Below are 16755 nucleotides of genomic sequence, written 5' to 3' on the forward strand. Positions count from 1 at the left end.
GTTAAAAATATCATTGCGGTGGCATCCGGCAAGGGCGGTGTCGGAAAATCGGCGACGGCAGTCAATCTGGCTCTGGCATTGGCAGCGGAGGGTGCATCCGTAGGTATTCTGGATGCGGATATTTACGGTCCGTCACAACCGCAGATGCTGGGCATCACCCATCACCCCGAATCACTCGATGGCAAAACCATGGAGCCCGTCTTTGCGCACGGTATCCAGGCCATGTCCATCGGTCTGCTGATCGATGTCGAAACCCCGATGGTTTGGCGCGGCCCGATGGTTACCCAGGCGTTGCAGCAATTGTTGAACGATACCAATTGGAAGGATGTGGATTATCTCGTCGTCGATTTACCACCTGGTACCGGAGATATTCAACTGACACTGGCACAAAAAATCCCCGTAACGGGCGCTGTCATTGTCACCACGCCACAAGATATCGCCCTGCTCGATGCGCGCAAGGGGTTAAAAATGTTTGAGAAAGTAGGCATTCCGATTTTCGGCATTGTGGAAAACATGAGCACGCATACCTGTTCACAATGCGGACACACTGAGCCTATCTTTGGCACCGGTGGCGGTAAGAAAATGTGCCAGGATTACAATGTGGAATTTCTCGGCGCATTACCGCTCGATATCAGAATCCGCGAACATACCGATATGGGAAAACCCAGTGTCGTTGCCGAGCCGGATGGAAAAATAGCCGAAATATACCGGCTGATTGCGCGACGAGTCGCTGTTAAGGTGGCTGAATCCGCGGAAGATCACTCGGAATTGTTCGCCAAAATCATCATGGAAAATGACTAGAAAAGGCTAAAGCATGACGATTAAATCAGATAAATGGATTCGTCGGATGGCGCAAGCGCATGGCATGATCGAGCCATTTGAGCCTGACCAGATTCGCCAGAAAAATGATCAACGCATTGTTTCCTACGGCACGTCAAGCTACGGCTACGATATTCGCTGCTCGGATGAATTCAAGTTGTTCACCAACATCAATTCCACCATCGTCGACCCGAAGAATTTTGACTCGAATTCATTCGTTGATGTCAAAAGTGATATTTGCATCATTCCACCCAATTCCTTTGCGCTGGCACGCACTGTGGAATACTTCCGTATTCCGCGCAATATATTGACCATTTGTTTGGGTAAATCCACCTATGCGCGCTGCGGCATTATCGTCAATGTCACCCCTTTTGAACCGGAATGGGAAGGCTATGTCACGCTGGAATTTTCCAACACCACTCCCCTGCCCGCCAAAATCTATGCCAACGAAGGTGTTGCGCAAGTCATTTTTTTTGAATCGGACGAAGTCTGCGAGACTTCTTATAAAGATCGAGGTGGTAAATACCAAGGGCAGCAGGGTGTAACATTGCCGAAAATTTGAAACTGTAACAGTCGTTCATTGGTATGGAGACGCTTTGATGTCGACACGGGAAAGCTTAAATCTGATCAAACGGTTTCCTGTTGTTTTGGCGCTCATTCTGTTTTTCGCAGCTTTTCCGGTAGAAGCGCAAAAGCATATCTCCTTGCCGCGCACTGGATTAGAACCCCATGATATTGCTGTCATTATTAATGATGATGATCCCTTGTCCCGGCAAATTGGTCACTATTATCAGCAGGCACGGCAGATACCGGAAGCCAATATGATTCATCTGCGTTTCTCATCTGAACGCAGTGTTATGACCCCCAAAGAATTCAAGCAATTGAAAGCTACCATTGATCAACTGACGCCGGATCATGTACAAGCATTCGCTGTTGCCTGGACTACTCCCTATCGGGTGGGCTGCATGTCGTTGACTTCTGCCTTGGCGTTTGGCTTCGATAGGAAATTTTGCTCGAAAAAATGTGCACCGACAGCACCCAGCCCTTACTTCAATTCGCCAAGCCTGTTTCCGTTCGATGATTACAAGCTGCGCCCCGCCATGATGTTAGCTGGAACTTCCTTCGAACAAGTCAAAGCACTCATTGACCGAGGCGTCGCTTCAGACCATAGTTTTCCGAAAGGCCAGGCTTATTTATTGAGCACTTCGGATAAAGCACGTAACAGCCGCGCAACCGGCTTTGCACGCACGGCACAAGATCTGACCGGTGTTTTTTCGATACGAATACTGCAAACCGATGCTATTTCCGATCACCAGGATGTACTTTTTTATTTTACCGGATTGACTGAAGTGCCCATGCTGCAGACGTTGGGTTTTCTGCCAGGTGCGCTGGCAGACCACTTAACATCGGCTGGCGGCATGCTGACCGATTCACTGCAAATGAGCAGCTTGCGTTGGCTGGAAGCCGGCGCCACAGCGAGCTATGGTACCGTCGTTGAACCTTGCAGCTATCCACAAAAATTTCCATCACCCGCAGTCGCCATGTTTCATTATGCAGCGGGAACCAGCGTCATTGAAGCCTATTGGAAAAGCGTAGCCTGGCCAGGACAAGGCGTATTCATCGGTGAGCCGCTGGCCAAGCCGTTTGCTCCCCTATTACGGGAAATCAGTTCCGACCGGTTTGAATTAAGATTTTTTTCACCGCATTCTGGAAAATTAACAATTGAAGAATCATACTCCGCCGCTGGGCCATTCAAGCTTCTTCCAAAACAGCAGGCAATTGGTCGCGGAGAAAATCGATTTCATTTCAGGCTTAATGAAAAAAAAGATAACTACTTAAGATTTCAGTGGCACTAACAGGCTTCATATGTGCTCATTACGTTGAAAGTCACAAAATCATATAAACTTTTCTGCAAAAAAACCGTCAAATACACCCTAACGATAGTTGCACAACACATTGTTTTTGCGCATATAAACAAATTATATAAAAAAATAATTTTTATGCAAAAAAACACTTGCTTTGCTCTGAATGCAGACTATAATGCGTGCAAATTAACACTCAATATATTTAGCCGATAAGGAGGTCATCATGAGAAGCACCAAGGACTTTTTTGCTCCAGTTGATTTAGTTAATGTTCATATCCCTGAAACGTAGCGATTTTTAAGGAGCGCGCTCATGTCTGTATTCTCGTCCACACTTCAAAAACCCGATCCATCTGAAGTTTTATTTGATACCCACCCAGAAAGCAGTCTGAATTTTAAACACGTTCAGAACGCGCTAAAGAAAGGCTATCAACGCCCATTTTTACTGGTTGATAGCAATATTGTCCGACACAAAGCTCGACGATTTAAAACGGCAATGCCACGCGTTCATCCGCATTATGCTGTTAAGGCTAACCCTGATCACCGTGTATTAAAAACGCTGATTGAAGAAGGCGTCGGTTTTGAAATCGCCTCCATTGCTGAACTTGATTTGTTACTGACGTTGGGCGTACCTGCGGATGAAGTGTTCTATAGTAACCCGATGAAATCGCGTGCTTACCTCGAATATGCTGCGGCTAAAGGCGTCGAATGGTATGTACTTGACAGTATAGAAGAATTACGCAAAATCGTAAGTGTTAAGCCCGATGCGAAAATGTATTTGCGTATCGATACGCCGAATATTGGCAGCGATTGGCCATTAGCCGGAAAGTTTGGAACACATCTCGCGGATGTTAATGAGATTATCCGTGAAGCCGTACAACTCAAAGCTGATTTAGCCGGCGTCACATTTCATGTCGGTTCACAGTGCCGTAACCCTCAAAATTGGCGAGTTGGCATTGAGCGCGCAAAAAAAGTTTTTGCCGATATGCAAGCCGCAGGATTGAATCCTCGATTACTGAATATTGGCGGCGGCTATCCGGTGCGTCACGTCAAACCTATTCCTTCCATTGAAATCATTGCTGAAATCATCAATGATGCTATCGCTGATTTGCCTGATAACATCCATGTTATGGCAGAACCCGGTCGTTATTTGGTATCCGATTCAGCCTATTTTGTCTGTCGCGTCGTCGGTACTGCAACTCGCAATGGTAAACGGTGGATGTATTGGGATGCGGGCATGTTTGGCGGGGTTATAGAAATTACCGAAGGCTTGCGCTACGAAATCCTCACTGATCGTAAAGGCAATAACACTCCCTGGTCAATCGCAGGTCCTACATGCGATTCAGTGGATATTCTGACTCATGACTTAATGCTTCCCAATGATCTGCAAGAAGGTGATTTTATTTATATTCCTAATGCGGGAGCATACACCACGGCTTATGCCAGCAATTTCAACGGATTCCCGTTACCTGATGTTAAAGTGATATAAGCACTCGTTATACTTATACACTTTATTTTTCATCTTGAAATAAAATGGTGAAGTCGCATGAAATATGCGCTTCACCATTTTTCTTTTTCATTTACGATCCAGTATGACAAAATGATATTCCATAGCGCTATCACTATCAGAAAAATATTTCTCCCGTTGCGTTTCTTCCCATTCACGCGGCTCGTATTCCGGGAAGATAGTATCTCCCTCAAAGTCTCTCTGAATTTCCGTGATATACATGCGCTGGCACATTGCAATTGTTTGCCGGTACAGCTTCTCTCCTCCAATGATGAAACATTCCCTATGCGTTACATTGGCTTGTTCACAAGCCCGTAAAACATCTTCAATCGAATGGACGACCGTCGCGCCGGGTACTGCAAAATTTTTCTGTTGCGTAATGATGATGTTGGTTCTTCCGGGCAAAGGTCTGCCAATGGATTCATAGGTTTTACGACCCATGATAATAATATGGCCCATTGTCAGTAACTTAAAATGCTTCAAATCAGCAGGCAAGTGCCAAGGCAATTTATTGTGCTGACCAATCACTCGATTCCTGGCCATCGCCACCAGAATAGATAGCCGTGGTAATGTCATACGGCCACCGGCGCTTTGATCGCTGGATGAGGATGATAATTTTCCAAAATAAAATCTTCGTAGTTAAAATCCAGTATCTCCCGTATATCTGGGTTCAATGTCATGATCGGTAACGGCTTCGGTTCACGCGATAACTGCTCACGAGCTTGTTCAAGGTGGTTCAAATAAAGGTGTGCGTCGCCCAAGGTATGTACAAAATCCCCCGGCTCCAGTTTGCATACTTGTGCAATCATCAGGGTTAGCAATGCATACGATGCAATATTAAAAGGCACCCCCAGAAAAATATCAGCGCTACGCTGATAAAGTTGGCACGAGAGCCGATTATCCACCACATAAAATTGAAAGAACACATGGCATGGTGCCAAGCGCATTTTATGCAAATCACCCACATTCCATGAAGAAACCAGCATGCGCCGCGAATCCGGTGTATTTTTTATCTGCTCAATCACTTGCATGAGCTGATCAATATGATGACCATCCGCCGTTGCCCAGGATCGCCACTGATAACCATATATGGGTCCCAGATTCCCTTCTGCATCAGCCCACTCATCCCATATCGACACACCGTTTTTGTGAAGATACGCAACATTCGTATCGCCTTGCAGAAACCACAATAATTCATAAATAATTGATTTTAAGTGGCACTTTTTCGTTGTTACCAATGGAAAACCATCAGCCAGATTAAAGCGCATTTGATAACCAAAGATTGATCGTGTGCCAGTACCCGTGCGATCCGATTTCTGACATCCATGATCGATAACATGCTGCATTAGCTCTAGATATTGGCGCATTGTTATTTGACACTCCTTATTAGAACCAGAATAAATCTATCTGTTACAAGCTATCCCACCCACAGAACGTATATAATAATAGCAATTTAACAGTTAATAGCGGCCATTCTTTACGCAATGACTCCCGATATTGTCACTCAGAAAATAATATTTGACAGGAAAGCTTTCAATGCTGGCATCACTCTTCCAGAATACATCACCTATCGATCAATCTATTAAAGCACCGCATATTCTCGTAATACTCCCTAAATTAGAAAAGCTGCCCAAGAAATACGGCGTCACCGGCGAAGAATCACTGGAAAAATTGCTGTTACGACGCGAAATGCAATTGACCGATCTTCATCGTACCCCGGTCAGTGCAAATCTTGCAAATGGTGAGTTATGCGCCTGGGTGATGGTTGATGCGGGCGAATCCGTGTTCGAGCAACAAACTTGCGTGCGTAAAGCAATCAAATTACTACTTGCAGAGAATCCATCAGAAATCCATATCACGGTGTATGGCACCCCCCATCAAAAGAAAGTTTTTTCAGAGCTGGCTGTTTATGCTGCGTGGGTCAATGGCGCCGCACTGCCTGTACGGAAAAACAAACCTAGCAAAAAACCCTTAACAAAGATTTTTCTCTATGGTTATAAAGATGCTGAAAACTTCACACTGCAGCGCGCACTGGCGGAAGGTAATTTATTAGCTCGCGGCTTAACGGTATTACCCGCTAATGAATTAACCCCTAAAACTTATCGTCAGCAAATTAAGAAGCTGGCAGAAAATGAAGGCTGGAAATACCAGGAATTCGATTTCAACAAACTCAAAGAAATCGGTGCCGGCGCCTTTATTGCTGTCGCACAAGGCAGCGACTCGGAAGATGCTGCCATTGTCCACCTGCAGCACAATTGCAAGCAGAATTCACCACACAAAAGCATCGCTATCGTCGGTAAAGGCATCTGTTTTGATACCGGTGGCCATAATTTAAAACCGGCCCGGTATATGCAGGGAATGCACGAAGACATGAACGGCTCCGCCGTTGCTTTAGGTATTCTGCTGGCGGCAACACGGGCTGAAATTCCAGTCAAGATCGATTGCTGGCTTGCGATAGCACAAAACCATATCAGCCCACGTGCTTACAAGCAGAACGACATTATTTCAGCGCTTAATGGATTATCGATAGAAGTTGTTCACACCGATGCCGAAGGACGCATGGTTTTAGCAGACACCTTAACATTGGCGATTAAACTGGAACCCGATCTGATCATTGATTTCGCCACACTGACAGGCAGCATGAAAACCGCTTTGGGATCACGTTATAGTGGATTCTTCAGCAATCGTGATGATTTAGCTCAGAAAGCCATCGCAGCAGGCAAGAAGAGCGGAGAACGTGTCTGCGCTTTTCCGATGGATATCGATTATGAAGAAAGCCTTGAAAGCACTATTGCAGATATTAAACAATGCGAACTTGGCGGAGAGTTTGATCATATTCTCGCCGCATGTTTTCTACGCCGGTTTGTCAACGATATACCGTGGTTGCATATGGATTTATCAGCCAGCAGTCATAAAGACGGATTAGGCGCTGTTGATAGTGAAATTACCGGGTTTGGCGTCAATTGGGGTATTGAGTTTTTGAAAAACATTTCATCCAATAATTGATTTATTTATTGGAATACGCCTTTAACTTCTTGAGAGAACGAGCTTCTGACCTATCGATAAATTCTCATCGCTATTATTCCATAATTTAATCTGATTCACTGTCGTGCCATATCGCTTTGCGATCTCATACAAAGTATCGCCCTTTTTGACTACGTGAACGCTTGCTTGATAGTTCTGCAACAGCTGTTTCTTTTGTGCAGCAGCATCAGCAAGATTTTCCGCCACCACTTGAGGTACCAAAATCTTCTGCCCGAGCGTGAGATTCTTGTTCCGAGCTATGCCATTGATTGCTTGTAATTGTTTGACAGTCGTACGGTAACGCCCCGCAATTTCATTGATATTTTCACCTTTCTTGACACGATAAATCTGCCATGAAACTCTCGGATCTTGAAATGTTTCCAGATTTGTTAGGAAAACTTCTTTTTTATCCTTAGGTAACAATAAAGTACGAGGTGCATTGAGTACTTTAATGACATAACGATTATAAGCAGGATTTAGTGCGGTGAATTCAGTTTCGGAGATATTAGCAAGGCGGGTAACGAGGGAGATATCAATATGCTCATGTATTTTGACTGTATCAAAATACGGTCGATTCGGTACCTGTCGGAGTCGCACGCCATATTTTTTTGAATTAGCAACAATATCCTTAACTGCTAATAATTTATACACATAATGCTTAGCTTCAATTGGAAGATTCAAATCGTAAAAACTGCTTGATCTGCCTTTATGAATGTTTCTGGATAATGCTTTGCTTACGGCGCCTTCACCGATATTGTACGCCGCTATCGCCAGCTTCCAGTTATCGAATTTTTTATGAAGATATTGTAAATAATCAAGCGCCGCCCCTGTCGACGCAATAATATCGCGCCGATCGTCATGCCATACATTTTGTTCCAGGCCTAGGCTCTTGCCTGTTTCCGGGATAAATTGCCATAACCCTGCAGAGTGACTGTTTGATTTGATCAGGGGATCATAAGAACTCTCGATTACCGGAATTAATGCAATTTCCATCGGCATACCGCGGCGTTCAAGTTCCTCCACGATATAAAACAGATAGCGCTCGCTTTTCTCAATAATGCGGTTGAGTGTTTCCGGCTGTTGAGTATACGGGGTCTCGATTTTACGTATTGCTTTACTATCAGATGGGAGTTTTAATGCAAACCCGCTGCGTATGCGATCCCACAAATCGGTATGATATTGATATTCGTTCTGCACTAATCTGTCGGCAATTGCATCAACTGGTATCAGTGAGCAAGTCCAGAAAAGTAACGACATTAGTAAAGCAAATTGATCATTTCTTTTAAAAATCATTTACATAGCTTAGTTCTGTCTTTACACTGGTTGACAGCATATATAACTTTTTGACTTTTGCAAACTATTTTTTTATGTAGCAAGAAACGCAAATCTTAATAATATAATTCAAAATCAGGATATTATAATTTATACTTAAAGCTAATTATTAAGAATTATTTTCGAATATTCGATTGACTACTGAACTCCTGCAGTACAACCGCTTGTTTCGGTTGCCAATTTTTCTTCCGATAATCCACTGTAACGTTGGTAAAAATTCCACCACGCACATAAAAACGCGCAATTAAACGAAGATATCTTGGTTTTAAAATGGCAACGAGATCATCGAGAATTTTGTTGGTAACCGCTTCATGAAATACACCCTCATTCCGGTATGACCAGATATAAAGTTTCAGGCTTTTGAGCTCAATACATTTTTTCTCTGGAATATAATCAAGCACTAAGGTTGCAAAATCAGGCTGCCCCGTCTTCGGACACAAACAGGTAAATTCAGGGATTTCCATATGAATATGATAATCTCTGTCGACGTAGGGATTTGGAAATGTTTCAAGCGTTTTCTCAGGCTTACTGGTCATTCTTCACACTCATGTTTAAGTTAATTCCGTTACAATAATCAATAATTGTTTAATCGTTCTCTCATGCACACTATCTATTATAACTGCCTTATCTCATAAACAAAAAATTGCGCTTAGCTCATATTAAACTTGCCGGTTTCAAATCATTTGTCGATCCAACGCTAATTCCCGTTTCCCAAGATCTCGTAGGTATCGTCGGTCCCAATGGTTGCGGAAAATCAAACATTATTGACGCGGTACGATGGGTTCTAGGTGAATCCAAGGCTTCCGCCTTGCGCGGTGATTCCATGCAGGATGTTATTTTTGCCGGATCAGATCATCGCAAAGCAATCGGTCGCGCGAGTGTCGAAATCGTTTTTGACAATCATTTGAGCAAGGTCACCGGGCAATGGTCCAGTTATTCCGAAATCGCGATTAAACGTGTTCTTCAGCGCGACGGTATCTCAAGTTATTACATCAATAATCTGCAAGTACGGCGGCGTGATATTTCCGATTTTTTTCTGGGCACGGGTGTTGGTGGTCGAGGCTATGCCATTATTGAGCAAGGCATGATCTCACGGATTATTGAAGCGAAGCCGCAAGAATTAAGGAGCTTCCTGGAAGAAGCCGCAGGCATCTCTCAATACCGCGAAAGAAGACAGGAAACTTTCTCACACCTCATTGAGACCCGGAAAAATCTAACCCGCTTAGTGGATATCTCGCAGGAACTGGAAACGCAGCTACAGCACCTGCAAATTCAAGCAAACACTGCGCAGCAATATCAATCGTTGCAAGAAAAACTACATACCGCACAGTCGCTGCTGTGGCTACAACGTAGAAGCGACGCAATCAATCAACGCAGCCACGCAGAAAAAGAAATTCAGGCGCTTGAATTTGCATTAGAAGCTGCACTTTCGAGTCAACATCAAGCTGAAAAAGAATATGAGACAGCGCGTGAAAAAGAGCGTGAAATCAGTGACAAATTACTGCAAGTGCAAGGACAGCTGTATACGGTCAATGCCGAGATAGGCCGTGTAGAACAAGAAATAAATCATTTGAAGAACAATGCCGAACGCTTAACACAGCAAATTCAGGAAGTTGAAAATCGACTGCAAAAAAATAATCAGCTAGAAGAAGCCGCGCAAGCAAGTCTACTACACTGGCATCAGGAAAAAACACAAGCCACAGCAACGCATACAGAAAGTATGCTTAAGAATGATGCGCTCAATCAACAATTACCGATCGTGGAAGCCGATTTTCGCCGATGCCGGGAGGCGCTAGACAAATGCCGGCATGACCTTCTCATGACCGAACAAGCCAATCAGCTTGAAGATAGCCACTTCACCCATGCCACAAAAAATATTCAGCAGCTTGAGGCACGTTATTCCCGTTTATTAAAAGAGCAAAACGAACTGATCTCCGTTGAGACATCCAGGTTAACTGAATTACAGTCAGCAATGGATCAAACCGAATGTGCTTTGCAAGAACAGAGCCTGAAACATCAGGATATAGAAAATCAATTATCTGCTGCAATTCAGTATAAACAACAAATTACAAGCAAAATTCAAGAACTGCAGCATGCATTATCACAGACGACGGCTCGCTTCCATGCATTGCAAAATCTGCAGCAGAAATTGGAAAGCAATCAGCAGCTAACCACTTGGCTCAGCAAGCATCAATTGGATGGTTTACCCCGCTTATGGCAACACCTGCAAGTGCAACCCGAATGGGAGAATGCCTTGGAAGCAGTTTTACGCGAACGACTCAATAGTATCGAAGTTGATCAGCTCGCATTCATTCAGAACTGGATAAACGACTTACCATCGGGGAAATGGGCCATCTTTGAAAAAACCCAACCTGCGATATCCTCCGATGATCAACAATCTGTATCACGCCACTTCGGCTGTGAAAAACTACTTACTTATGTAACAATCAACCAGCCCGAGGTGCGCCGTGTATTGGAAGATTGGTTATGCCAAGTATATGTGATAGAAAATATTCAGGAAGGCTTCACGAGAAAATCCATGCTAAACGCCGGTGAATTATTGGTGACGCGCCAGGGACATATCATCACGCGCACCAGCCTCACTTTTTATGCACCTGACTCGCAGTTACATGGCGTTCTATCGAGACAGCAGGAATTAAAAAATCTGCAGCTGGAAATTAATCAGTATGAATCTCAGCTCCACAATCAACATAGCTTGCTGGAGGCGGCAAAACAACAAAATGCCAAGCTAAGCGACGACATTCAGCAATCGCGTGAACGCAGTAAACAATTACAGCAGCACCGGCATGAACTACAGCTTGAAATCGTCAAGCTTTCACAAATTAACGAACGCACGATTCACCGCAGTAATCAGATTAATGCCGAATTAACCGAAATCAAGCAAGCGTTGAATAACGAAACCTCACTGCAACGATCCGCGCAAGCAGAATTAATAAAAAATTCAGAACAAATCGATGTATTCAAACAACTGACACAGCAAGCTCAGCTCGCGTGGGAAGCTGCCAATCACGCACTTGCCGATCAACGACAAAGCCTGCAACAATCCACGAAGCAGATGCAGGAGGCGGTATTTCATGTAAAGACATGTGACAGTAAAATCAATGAAATAGAACGCAATATACAAGTTATACATGACGATCTGCACATACTGGCAGAAAACCATATCAAGCTGCTTAAAGAACAAGATAGCTTGAATCCAACCCCACTGAATAATCAGCTAGAAACTGCGCGGATACAGCGCAAAGCAATCGAACAAACGATAATACAGGTACGCCAGGAAGTCGAAGATACTGCCCGCCATTTACGGGAAATAGAAAACACTCGCCTGGCCTCCGAACAAGAAACGTATTCATTAAGAGACGCCATCAATCAAATCCGACTCAAAGAACAAGCGGCAAATATTACCATCAGCCAATTTGATGAATTGATCAATGACGCCAAAGTCGATACCCAATTATTTTTACCGCTGTTAGGAAAAAAGAGTATTGCGGCATTACAATCGGAGATCAATCGACTGAATACTGAAATTACGGCGTTGGGATCTGTCAATCTCGCGGCACTGGCAGAACTCGACATTGCCCGTACACGTCAATCCAACTTGATGAATCAATTGCAGGATTTAAATGAAGCTGTCGCCACGCTGGAAAATGTCATCCAGCAAATTGATCGTGAAACACAATTACGCCTGCAAGAAACTTTTGATCTGGTCAATCAGTATCTAAGCGAAATCTTTCCGGTGATATTTGCAGGCGGGCAAGCCAAGCTTGAGTTGAGCGACGGTAAGATTCTGGATGCCGGATTGTTACTGATGGCTCAGCCACCCGGGAAAAAGAATAGTTCCATTCATTTATTATCAGGCGGTGAAAAAGCCCTCACTGCACTGGCGCTCATCTTTTCATTATTTCGGCTTAACCCCGCGCCATTCTGTCTATTGGATGAAGTGGATGCACCGCTTGACGACAGTAACACCAATCGTTTTTGTGAGTTAGTAAAAAATATGTCAAAACAAACTCAGTTCTTATTCATCAGCCATAATAAAATCACCATGGAGATGGCACAGCAATTAATTGGCGTTACAATGCAAGAACAAGGTGTATCCAGGATAGTTGCTGTGGATATCGCAGATGCAATCAAACTGGGGAAACGGATTAAACAACCTGCAGTCTAGCAGGCCATTAAAAAAACAAGGCATCGATACCAGGCAAAAACAAGTGAGAAAGCGCAATGTATGCGTGATCAGTGCGCATTTTGAACCTATTTATTTTTAACACCATAGCGACGGCACAGATCGTTTTTCAGCGGCCTGTGCTAGATTTGTAATTGATCATATAAAGCTGGCATGATCTAATTGATACGCTTTATATCAAGGTATTTTTAGGAGATAACATGGAAATATTAAGTAATATGAGTGACTTGCAGTTAAGCCTGATCATCATCGGCATTATCGTGATCGTCGGTGTTGTTATCTTCAACTGGCTGCAACAACAACGTTATCGCCGTAAAGTACAAGCAGCGTTTGACCATGAGCATAGTGACATACTTCTGGATGCGCAAGATTCTGATGATATGGCACAAAGGATTGAGCCGAAGTTCAATAAAACTCCGGTTCCTGACACGCCATTCGACACATTCGCACAGCCTGATTTAACCGCTGCACACACTGAATTTAAAAAGACATCAACCACACAAAATCCATCGATCAATATTTCGACCAGCACATCCACCACTTCACCGCTGTTGGATTATGACAGCAACACCAACTATATCGTCAATGTCAGATCAGAATCAGTCATTGCCAACACGTATATCGCCAAATTGCTGCAAAGAAAATTTGATTTTGGAAAACCTGTTTGCTGGCTGGGCCAGCGGCATAAAAATGAGCCATGGGAAGAAGTCACCAACGAAACCAATGTCGATAGTGACGGTTACATGCAATTAAAAGGCTGTCTACAGCTTGCTGATCGGTCCGGTCCCATCAGTGAAGTCAATTTATCCAAATTCCGGGATTTAGTACAGGATTTTGCATCACAAGTACACGCCATAGCGGAATGCCCTGATATTGTCAGTACGCATGAAAAAGCTGTCATGCTGGATAAATTCTGTGCTGAAGTGGATGTAATGATCGGTATTAATATCATTAGTCGCGATGACGGTGCATTTGTTGGCACCAAGGTTCGTGCATTAGCGGAAGCTTCCGGGTTCAGACTCGAATCAGAAGGCATATTCAAATATCGTGATGACAGTAATAATATATTGTTTACCCTGAGCAATTATGAATCGTCCCCGTTCTTGCCTGAGAATATGAAATCGCTGACAACGCATGGTGTCACTTTCCTGCTGGATGTTCCAAGAGTTGCCCATGGCGAAAGAGTATTCGATCAGATGACGCATCTCGCAAAAATTTTTTCTAATACGCTGGGCGGTATTATGGTTGATGATAATCGTGTGCCGCTGAGCGACAGCGGTATTCAAAAAAGCAAACAGCAACTGATTGAAATACAAGCCGCCATGAAGAAAAATCACATTCATGCAGGCGGACCTGCCGCTTTACGACTATTTGTATAAGAAATTTCTTAAATACAATTAATTAGGTATACTTAATCAGGTAACAATGCGGTTTGAACAAATCATTAAACCGCATAGACAAAAATTTTAAATTTGGCGTGGAGATAAGAATGAGTGAATCTTCGAATACAGGGCAAACTTTTTCACCCATTGAAGTTAAGTTGGAAGCAGGAAAAGATTATTATTGGTGCGCTTGTGGTCTCAGTAAATCCCAGCCTTTTTGCGATGGTTCTCATAAAAATACAGCTTTCACACCCAAAAAATTTAGTGTCACTGAAAACAAAACAGCTTGGTTGTGTACCTGCAAAAAAACCGATAATGCGCCTTATTGCGATGGCACGCATCGCAAACTGTAATCTCATGTAACTATATAATTCTCGCAATAAGATAACAAACAATCGGTACGTCGAGTATTGTGGCGCGGCCAGAAAAAATAGAATCTGGTTACTAATTAACCTGTAATGGTTTAGTGTGTCCATGGAAACAGAACTAAAATCTCTTGAAGATAAAATTTTTCTGCTGTTACGTTTGTATCAGGATACTTGCATAGAAAATAATAAGTTGCGTAAAGAGCTTGCAGATACACACGCTCAGAACGAAAAACTCAATGAAAAAATACACGTGGCGACCGGTCGACTTGAAACACTTTTATTAAATATGCCAGACAATGAATAGCAAGACACTGAATATCAATATCATGGGGCGTGAGTTTTACGTCGCCTGCCCTGATGAGGAACGAGAAGACATTCAACTTGCAGCAGCTTATTTGGACAGAAAAATCCAGGAGATCAAAGCAGAAGGCAAGGTTGTTGATTCTGATCGTATTGCAATTGTAGCAGCGTTAAGTATTACGCATGAATTGCTCATGCTGCGCAATGGAACTGGCTTTGACATGGATGAATTTAAGCGTAGAATTGTGTCGTTGAAGAAGAAAATTGATGACGTAATGATCAAGAAAGAAAGCTAGAATTTTTGGTAATAAGGTTAATCCCTGCGGTGTTTGTTAAGACTTATATTCTTTGAACCAATTGTTAGAAAATGGCTGTGGACTTTAGTGATACTGGTGTGCGCACCTTTTTGGATGTGCCCAATGTGTCCGTGAAACAGCCGCCTTGGACCCATGGTTCAAGATGATGGTCTGACGGCATAGGCGGGGAGCTTCTACGGGACAAGAGATGTTAATTGAACGTCTCTTGTCCTTTTAATTTTGGGCCCGCCATTTTCCACAGTCTCACCATGTCATCAAGCGATCAAACAATATTATCCGCCTATCCCAGAACATTTTTGTTTGACATCGGCCGAGTTTTACTCGATTTCGATTTTGAATCATCACTGGCAACATTGATACCTGCCAGCATAAGCAACCCCCAACCGCTTATCCAACAAGTACTGGAACAAAAGGATGCACTAGAAGCCGGATCAGTCGATGCGGCAAACTATGCGAACTGGGCACTGCAGATTCTTCAAAGTGATGCGACAGCGGAACAGTTTTATCAAGCCTGGCAACAAATTTTTACTATGAATGAACCGATGTGGCGCTGTGTTCGTCAGCTTGCCAGTAATCACCATACGTTGATTTTGATTTCAAATATCAACGCGATCCACTGTCCTTGGATATTCACAGCCTACCCGGAATTTTCGTATTTTAAGCATAAAATATTGTCATTCGAAGTTGGTATCCTGAAACCGGAATTAGCCATCTACCAATACGCTATCGATAGGTATCAGCTTGATCCGGCATCAACGATTTATATTGATGATCAGCTACAAAATATCGAATCCGGGAAAAAATCAGGATTTCAGTGTTGGCACTATGATTTGAACAATCACCAGGCTTTTGAGAATTGGCTTAAAAAAACGTTGACTGCCGTTTGATGATATCAATTTGATTCTAATGTGCAGATTAAATTATTTCTCTGCCAGGAAATGTTCAACCATCGCCTGTTTATAATCGATTCGGCCAAATGAAACATCTTTTAATTGTCCCTTGCGATCAAACAAAATGCAAGATGGCGTTCCCTGCAACGCAAAACGTTCGAACGTTTCAGCTTTCATGGATTTTCGCTCCAAATAATGCCTGACTTGCTGCAGTACAGATTTTTTTTGCTCATCGCCAAGGTTATCGAATTCAGCAAGAAATTCGCGCGCATAGCGCAGCACTCGTTCATCGGTAACCGGTTCGGTTTCCGCCACGACACGATCCATACCGACCGCAAACGGTATTTTCCATGTCAGCTTGCCTTGCGATAATAAACCATGTTGATTCAGTGCCTTGAATGTCTCACCAATCACCTCACCCGTTGTCACTAATTTCCGCAAATTCTCGAGCGTATTTTTATCATAATCTTCAAACGCAGTCGCCAAGCCAATCACAACCAATCCCTGTTGCTGATATCTCTCATGCAAATCAATGGCTCTGGGTAATGAATAAATAAAACAACCCGGGCAATTCACCTGAAAAACCTCGATCAATACCACCGAACCAATCAGATCATTTAACGCAACCGGCCCGCCTTGCACCCAAGTATCAACCGCAATATCAGAAAGTAAGTGATTATTCATGATTAAAAATAGTTAGAATGAGTAAAAAACCTGGAATATTACAGAAGCTCGGCATCATCGTGC

At 43.4% G+C, this 16755-nt stretch carries 16 protein-coding genes and 1 other RNA gene; 12 read left to right on the forward strand and 5 right to left on the reverse strand.

Features of this window, described 5'->3' with window-relative positions; genetic code table 11:
* From apbC to Q0K92_RS07070, 4 genes are all read left to right on the forward strand, one after another.
* The coding region (apbC, locus tag Q0K92_RS07055; protein WP_297325104.1) for an iron-sulfur cluster carrier protein ApbC at positions 1–801 on the forward strand (801 nt) is incomplete at its 5' end.
* 13 nt (positions 802–814) lie between these two features.
* The gene (gene dcd, locus Q0K92_RS07060; protein ID WP_297325105.1) at positions 815–1381 is read left to right on the forward strand and encodes a dCTP deaminase; all 567 of its coding nucleotides are present in this window, start codon (positions 815–817) and stop codon (positions 1379–1381) included.
* 37 nt (positions 1382–1418) lie between these two features.
* Complete coding sequence (locus Q0K92_RS07065; protein ID WP_297325106.1) at positions 1419–2675, forward strand: TIGR03790 family protein; 1257 nt, start codon at positions 1419–1421, stop codon at positions 2673–2675.
* A gap of 319 nt (positions 2676–2994) precedes the next feature.
* Positions 2995–4170, forward strand: coding sequence for a type III PLP-dependent enzyme (locus Q0K92_RS07070; protein WP_297325107.1), 1176 nt, complete (start codon positions 2995–2997; stop codon positions 4168–4170).
* Positions 4171–4257: 87 nt separating this feature from the next.
* Here the strand turns inward: Q0K92_RS07070 and Q0K92_RS07075 are convergent, their stop codons facing one another.
* Positions 4258–4764: a dihydrofolate reductase gene (locus Q0K92_RS07075; protein ID WP_297325108.1), complete on the reverse strand. Its 507-nt coding sequence runs from the start codon at positions 4762–4764 to the stop codon at positions 4258–4260.
* A complete protein-coding gene (locus Q0K92_RS07080; RefSeq protein WP_297325109.1) occupies positions 4761–5555 on the reverse strand; it encodes a thymidylate synthase in 795 nt (264 codons plus the stop codon). Before Q0K92_RS07080 ends, Q0K92_RS07075 begins: the two co-directional genes overlap by 4 nt.
* A 169-nt stretch (positions 5556–5724) precedes the next feature.
* Between Q0K92_RS07080 and Q0K92_RS07085 the strand changes: the two genes are divergently transcribed.
* Positions 5725–7194, forward strand: a complete 1470-nt coding sequence (locus tag Q0K92_RS07085; RefSeq protein ID WP_297325110.1) for a leucyl aminopeptidase family protein — start codon at positions 5725–5727, stop codon at positions 7192–7194.
* Positions 7195–7215: 21 nt separating this feature from the next.
* Here the strand turns inward: Q0K92_RS07085 and Q0K92_RS07090 are convergent, their stop codons facing one another.
* Together Q0K92_RS07090 and queF are read right to left on the reverse strand one after the other, a co-directional pair.
* Positions 7216–8469, reverse strand: coding sequence for a LysM peptidoglycan-binding domain-containing protein (locus Q0K92_RS07090; RefSeq protein ID WP_297325111.1), 1254 nt, complete (start codon positions 8467–8469; stop codon positions 7216–7218).
* Positions 8470–8660: 191 nt separating this feature from the next.
* Positions 8661–9080, reverse strand: a complete 420-nt coding sequence (gene queF, locus Q0K92_RS07095) for a preQ(1) synthase (protein WP_297325112.1) — start codon at positions 9078–9080, stop codon at positions 8661–8663.
* 107 nt (positions 9081–9187) lie between these two features.
* Here queF and smc point away from each other — a divergent pair, with 107 nt between their 5' ends.
* The 7 genes from smc to Q0K92_RS07130 all read left to right on the forward strand — a co-directional run bounded on the left by smc (position 9188) and on the right by Q0K92_RS07130 (position 16005).
* Positions 9188–12733 carry a chromosome segregation protein SMC gene (gene smc, locus Q0K92_RS07100; protein WP_297325113.1) on the forward strand — a complete coding sequence of 1182 codons (3546 nt, stop codon included), beginning with the start codon at positions 9188–9190 and terminating at the stop codon, positions 12731–12733.
* Positions 12734–12951: 218 nt separating this feature from the next.
* A complete protein-coding gene (locus tag Q0K92_RS07105; RefSeq protein WP_297325114.1) occupies positions 12952–14130 on the forward strand; it encodes a cell division protein ZipA C-terminal FtsZ-binding domain-containing protein in 1179 nt (392 codons plus the stop codon).
* Positions 14131–14240: 110 nt separating this feature from the next.
* Positions 14241–14486, forward strand: coding sequence for a CDGSH iron-sulfur domain-containing protein (locus Q0K92_RS07110; RefSeq protein ID WP_297325115.1), 246 nt, complete (start codon positions 14241–14243; stop codon positions 14484–14486).
* Between the two features lie 121 nt (positions 14487–14607).
* The gene (locus Q0K92_RS07115; protein WP_297325116.1) at positions 14608–14805 is read left to right on the forward strand and encodes a hypothetical protein; all 198 of its coding nucleotides are present in this window, start codon (positions 14608–14610) and stop codon (positions 14803–14805) included.
* Positions 14798–15097, forward strand: coding sequence for a cell division protein ZapA (locus Q0K92_RS07120; protein WP_297325117.1), 300 nt, complete (start codon positions 14798–14800; stop codon positions 15095–15097). The genes Q0K92_RS07115 and Q0K92_RS07120 overlap by 8 nt, the downstream gene beginning before the upstream one ends.
* Positions 15098–15115: 18 nt before the next feature.
* A non-coding RNA gene (gene ssrS, locus Q0K92_RS07125) (6S RNA) lies at positions 15116–15291 on the forward strand.
* Positions 15292–15366: 75 nt separating this feature from the next.
* Entirely contained in the window at positions 15367–16005 is a 639-nt protein-coding gene (locus Q0K92_RS07130; protein WP_297325118.1) for an HAD-IA family hydrolase, read from the forward strand.
* Positions 16006–16038: 33 nt separating this feature from the next.
* On the opposite strand, the gene Q0K92_RS07135 is transcribed toward Q0K92_RS07130, so the two are convergent.
* Complete coding sequence (locus Q0K92_RS07135) at positions 16039–16692, reverse strand: TlpA family protein disulfide reductase (protein WP_297325119.1); 654 nt, start codon at positions 16690–16692, stop codon at positions 16039–16041.
* Positions 16693–16755: the final 63 nt, after the last annotated feature.

Source organism: Nitrosomonas sp., assembly GCF_024282095.1.
Taxonomy (GTDB): Bacteria; Pseudomonadota; Gammaproteobacteria; order Burkholderiales; family Nitrosomonadaceae; genus Nitrosomonas.

Bases quoted from the DNA above. Each gene is read 5' to 3' on its own strand.
- Q0K92_RS07080 (WP_297325109.1), bottom strand. From the start codon at position 5,555: ATGCGCCAATATCTAGAGCTAATGCAGCATGTTATCGATCATGGATGT.
- Q0K92_RS07070 (WP_297325107.1), top strand. From the start codon at position 2,995: ATGTCTGTATTCTCGTCCACACTTCAAAAACCCGATCCATCTGAAGTT.
- Q0K92_RS07110 (WP_297325115.1), top strand. From the start codon at position 14,241: ATGAGTGAATCTTCGAATACAGGGCAAACTTTTTCACCCATTGAAGTT.
- Q0K92_RS07105 (WP_297325114.1), top strand. From the start codon at position 12,952: ATGGAAATATTAAGTAATATGAGTGACTTGCAGTTAAGCCTGATCATC.
- Q0K92_RS07085 (WP_297325110.1), top strand. From the start codon at position 5,725: ATGCTGGCATCACTCTTCCAGAATACATCACCTATCGATCAATCTATT.
- Q0K92_RS07090 (WP_297325111.1), bottom strand. From the start codon at position 8,469: ATGTCGTTACTTTTCTGGACTTGCTCACTGATACCAGTTGATGCAATT.
- Q0K92_RS07130 (WP_297325118.1), top strand. From the start codon at position 15,367: ATGTCATCAAGCGATCAAACAATATTATCCGCCTATCCCAGAACATTT.
- dcd (WP_297325105.1), top strand. From the start codon at position 815: ATGACGATTAAATCAGATAAATGGATTCGTCGGATGGCGCAAGCGCAT.
- Q0K92_RS07115 (WP_297325116.1), top strand. From the start codon at position 14,608: ATGGAAACAGAACTAAAATCTCTTGAAGATAAAATTTTTCTGCTGTTA.
- queF (WP_297325112.1), bottom strand. From the start codon at position 9,080: ATGACCAGTAAGCCTGAGAAAACGCTTGAAACATTTCCAAATCCCTAC.
- Q0K92_RS07065 (WP_297325106.1), top strand. From the start codon at position 1,419: ATGTCGACACGGGAAAGCTTAAATCTGATCAAACGGTTTCCTGTTGTT.
- Q0K92_RS07120 (WP_297325117.1), top strand. From the start codon at position 14,798: ATGAATAGCAAGACACTGAATATCAATATCATGGGGCGTGAGTTTTAC.
- Q0K92_RS07135 (WP_297325119.1), bottom strand. From the start codon at position 16,692: ATGAATAATCACTTACTTTCTGATATTGCGGTTGATACTTGGGTGCAA.
- Q0K92_RS07075 (WP_297325108.1), bottom strand. From the start codon at position 4,764: ATGACATTACCACGGCTATCTATTCTGGTGGCGATGGCCAGGAATCGA.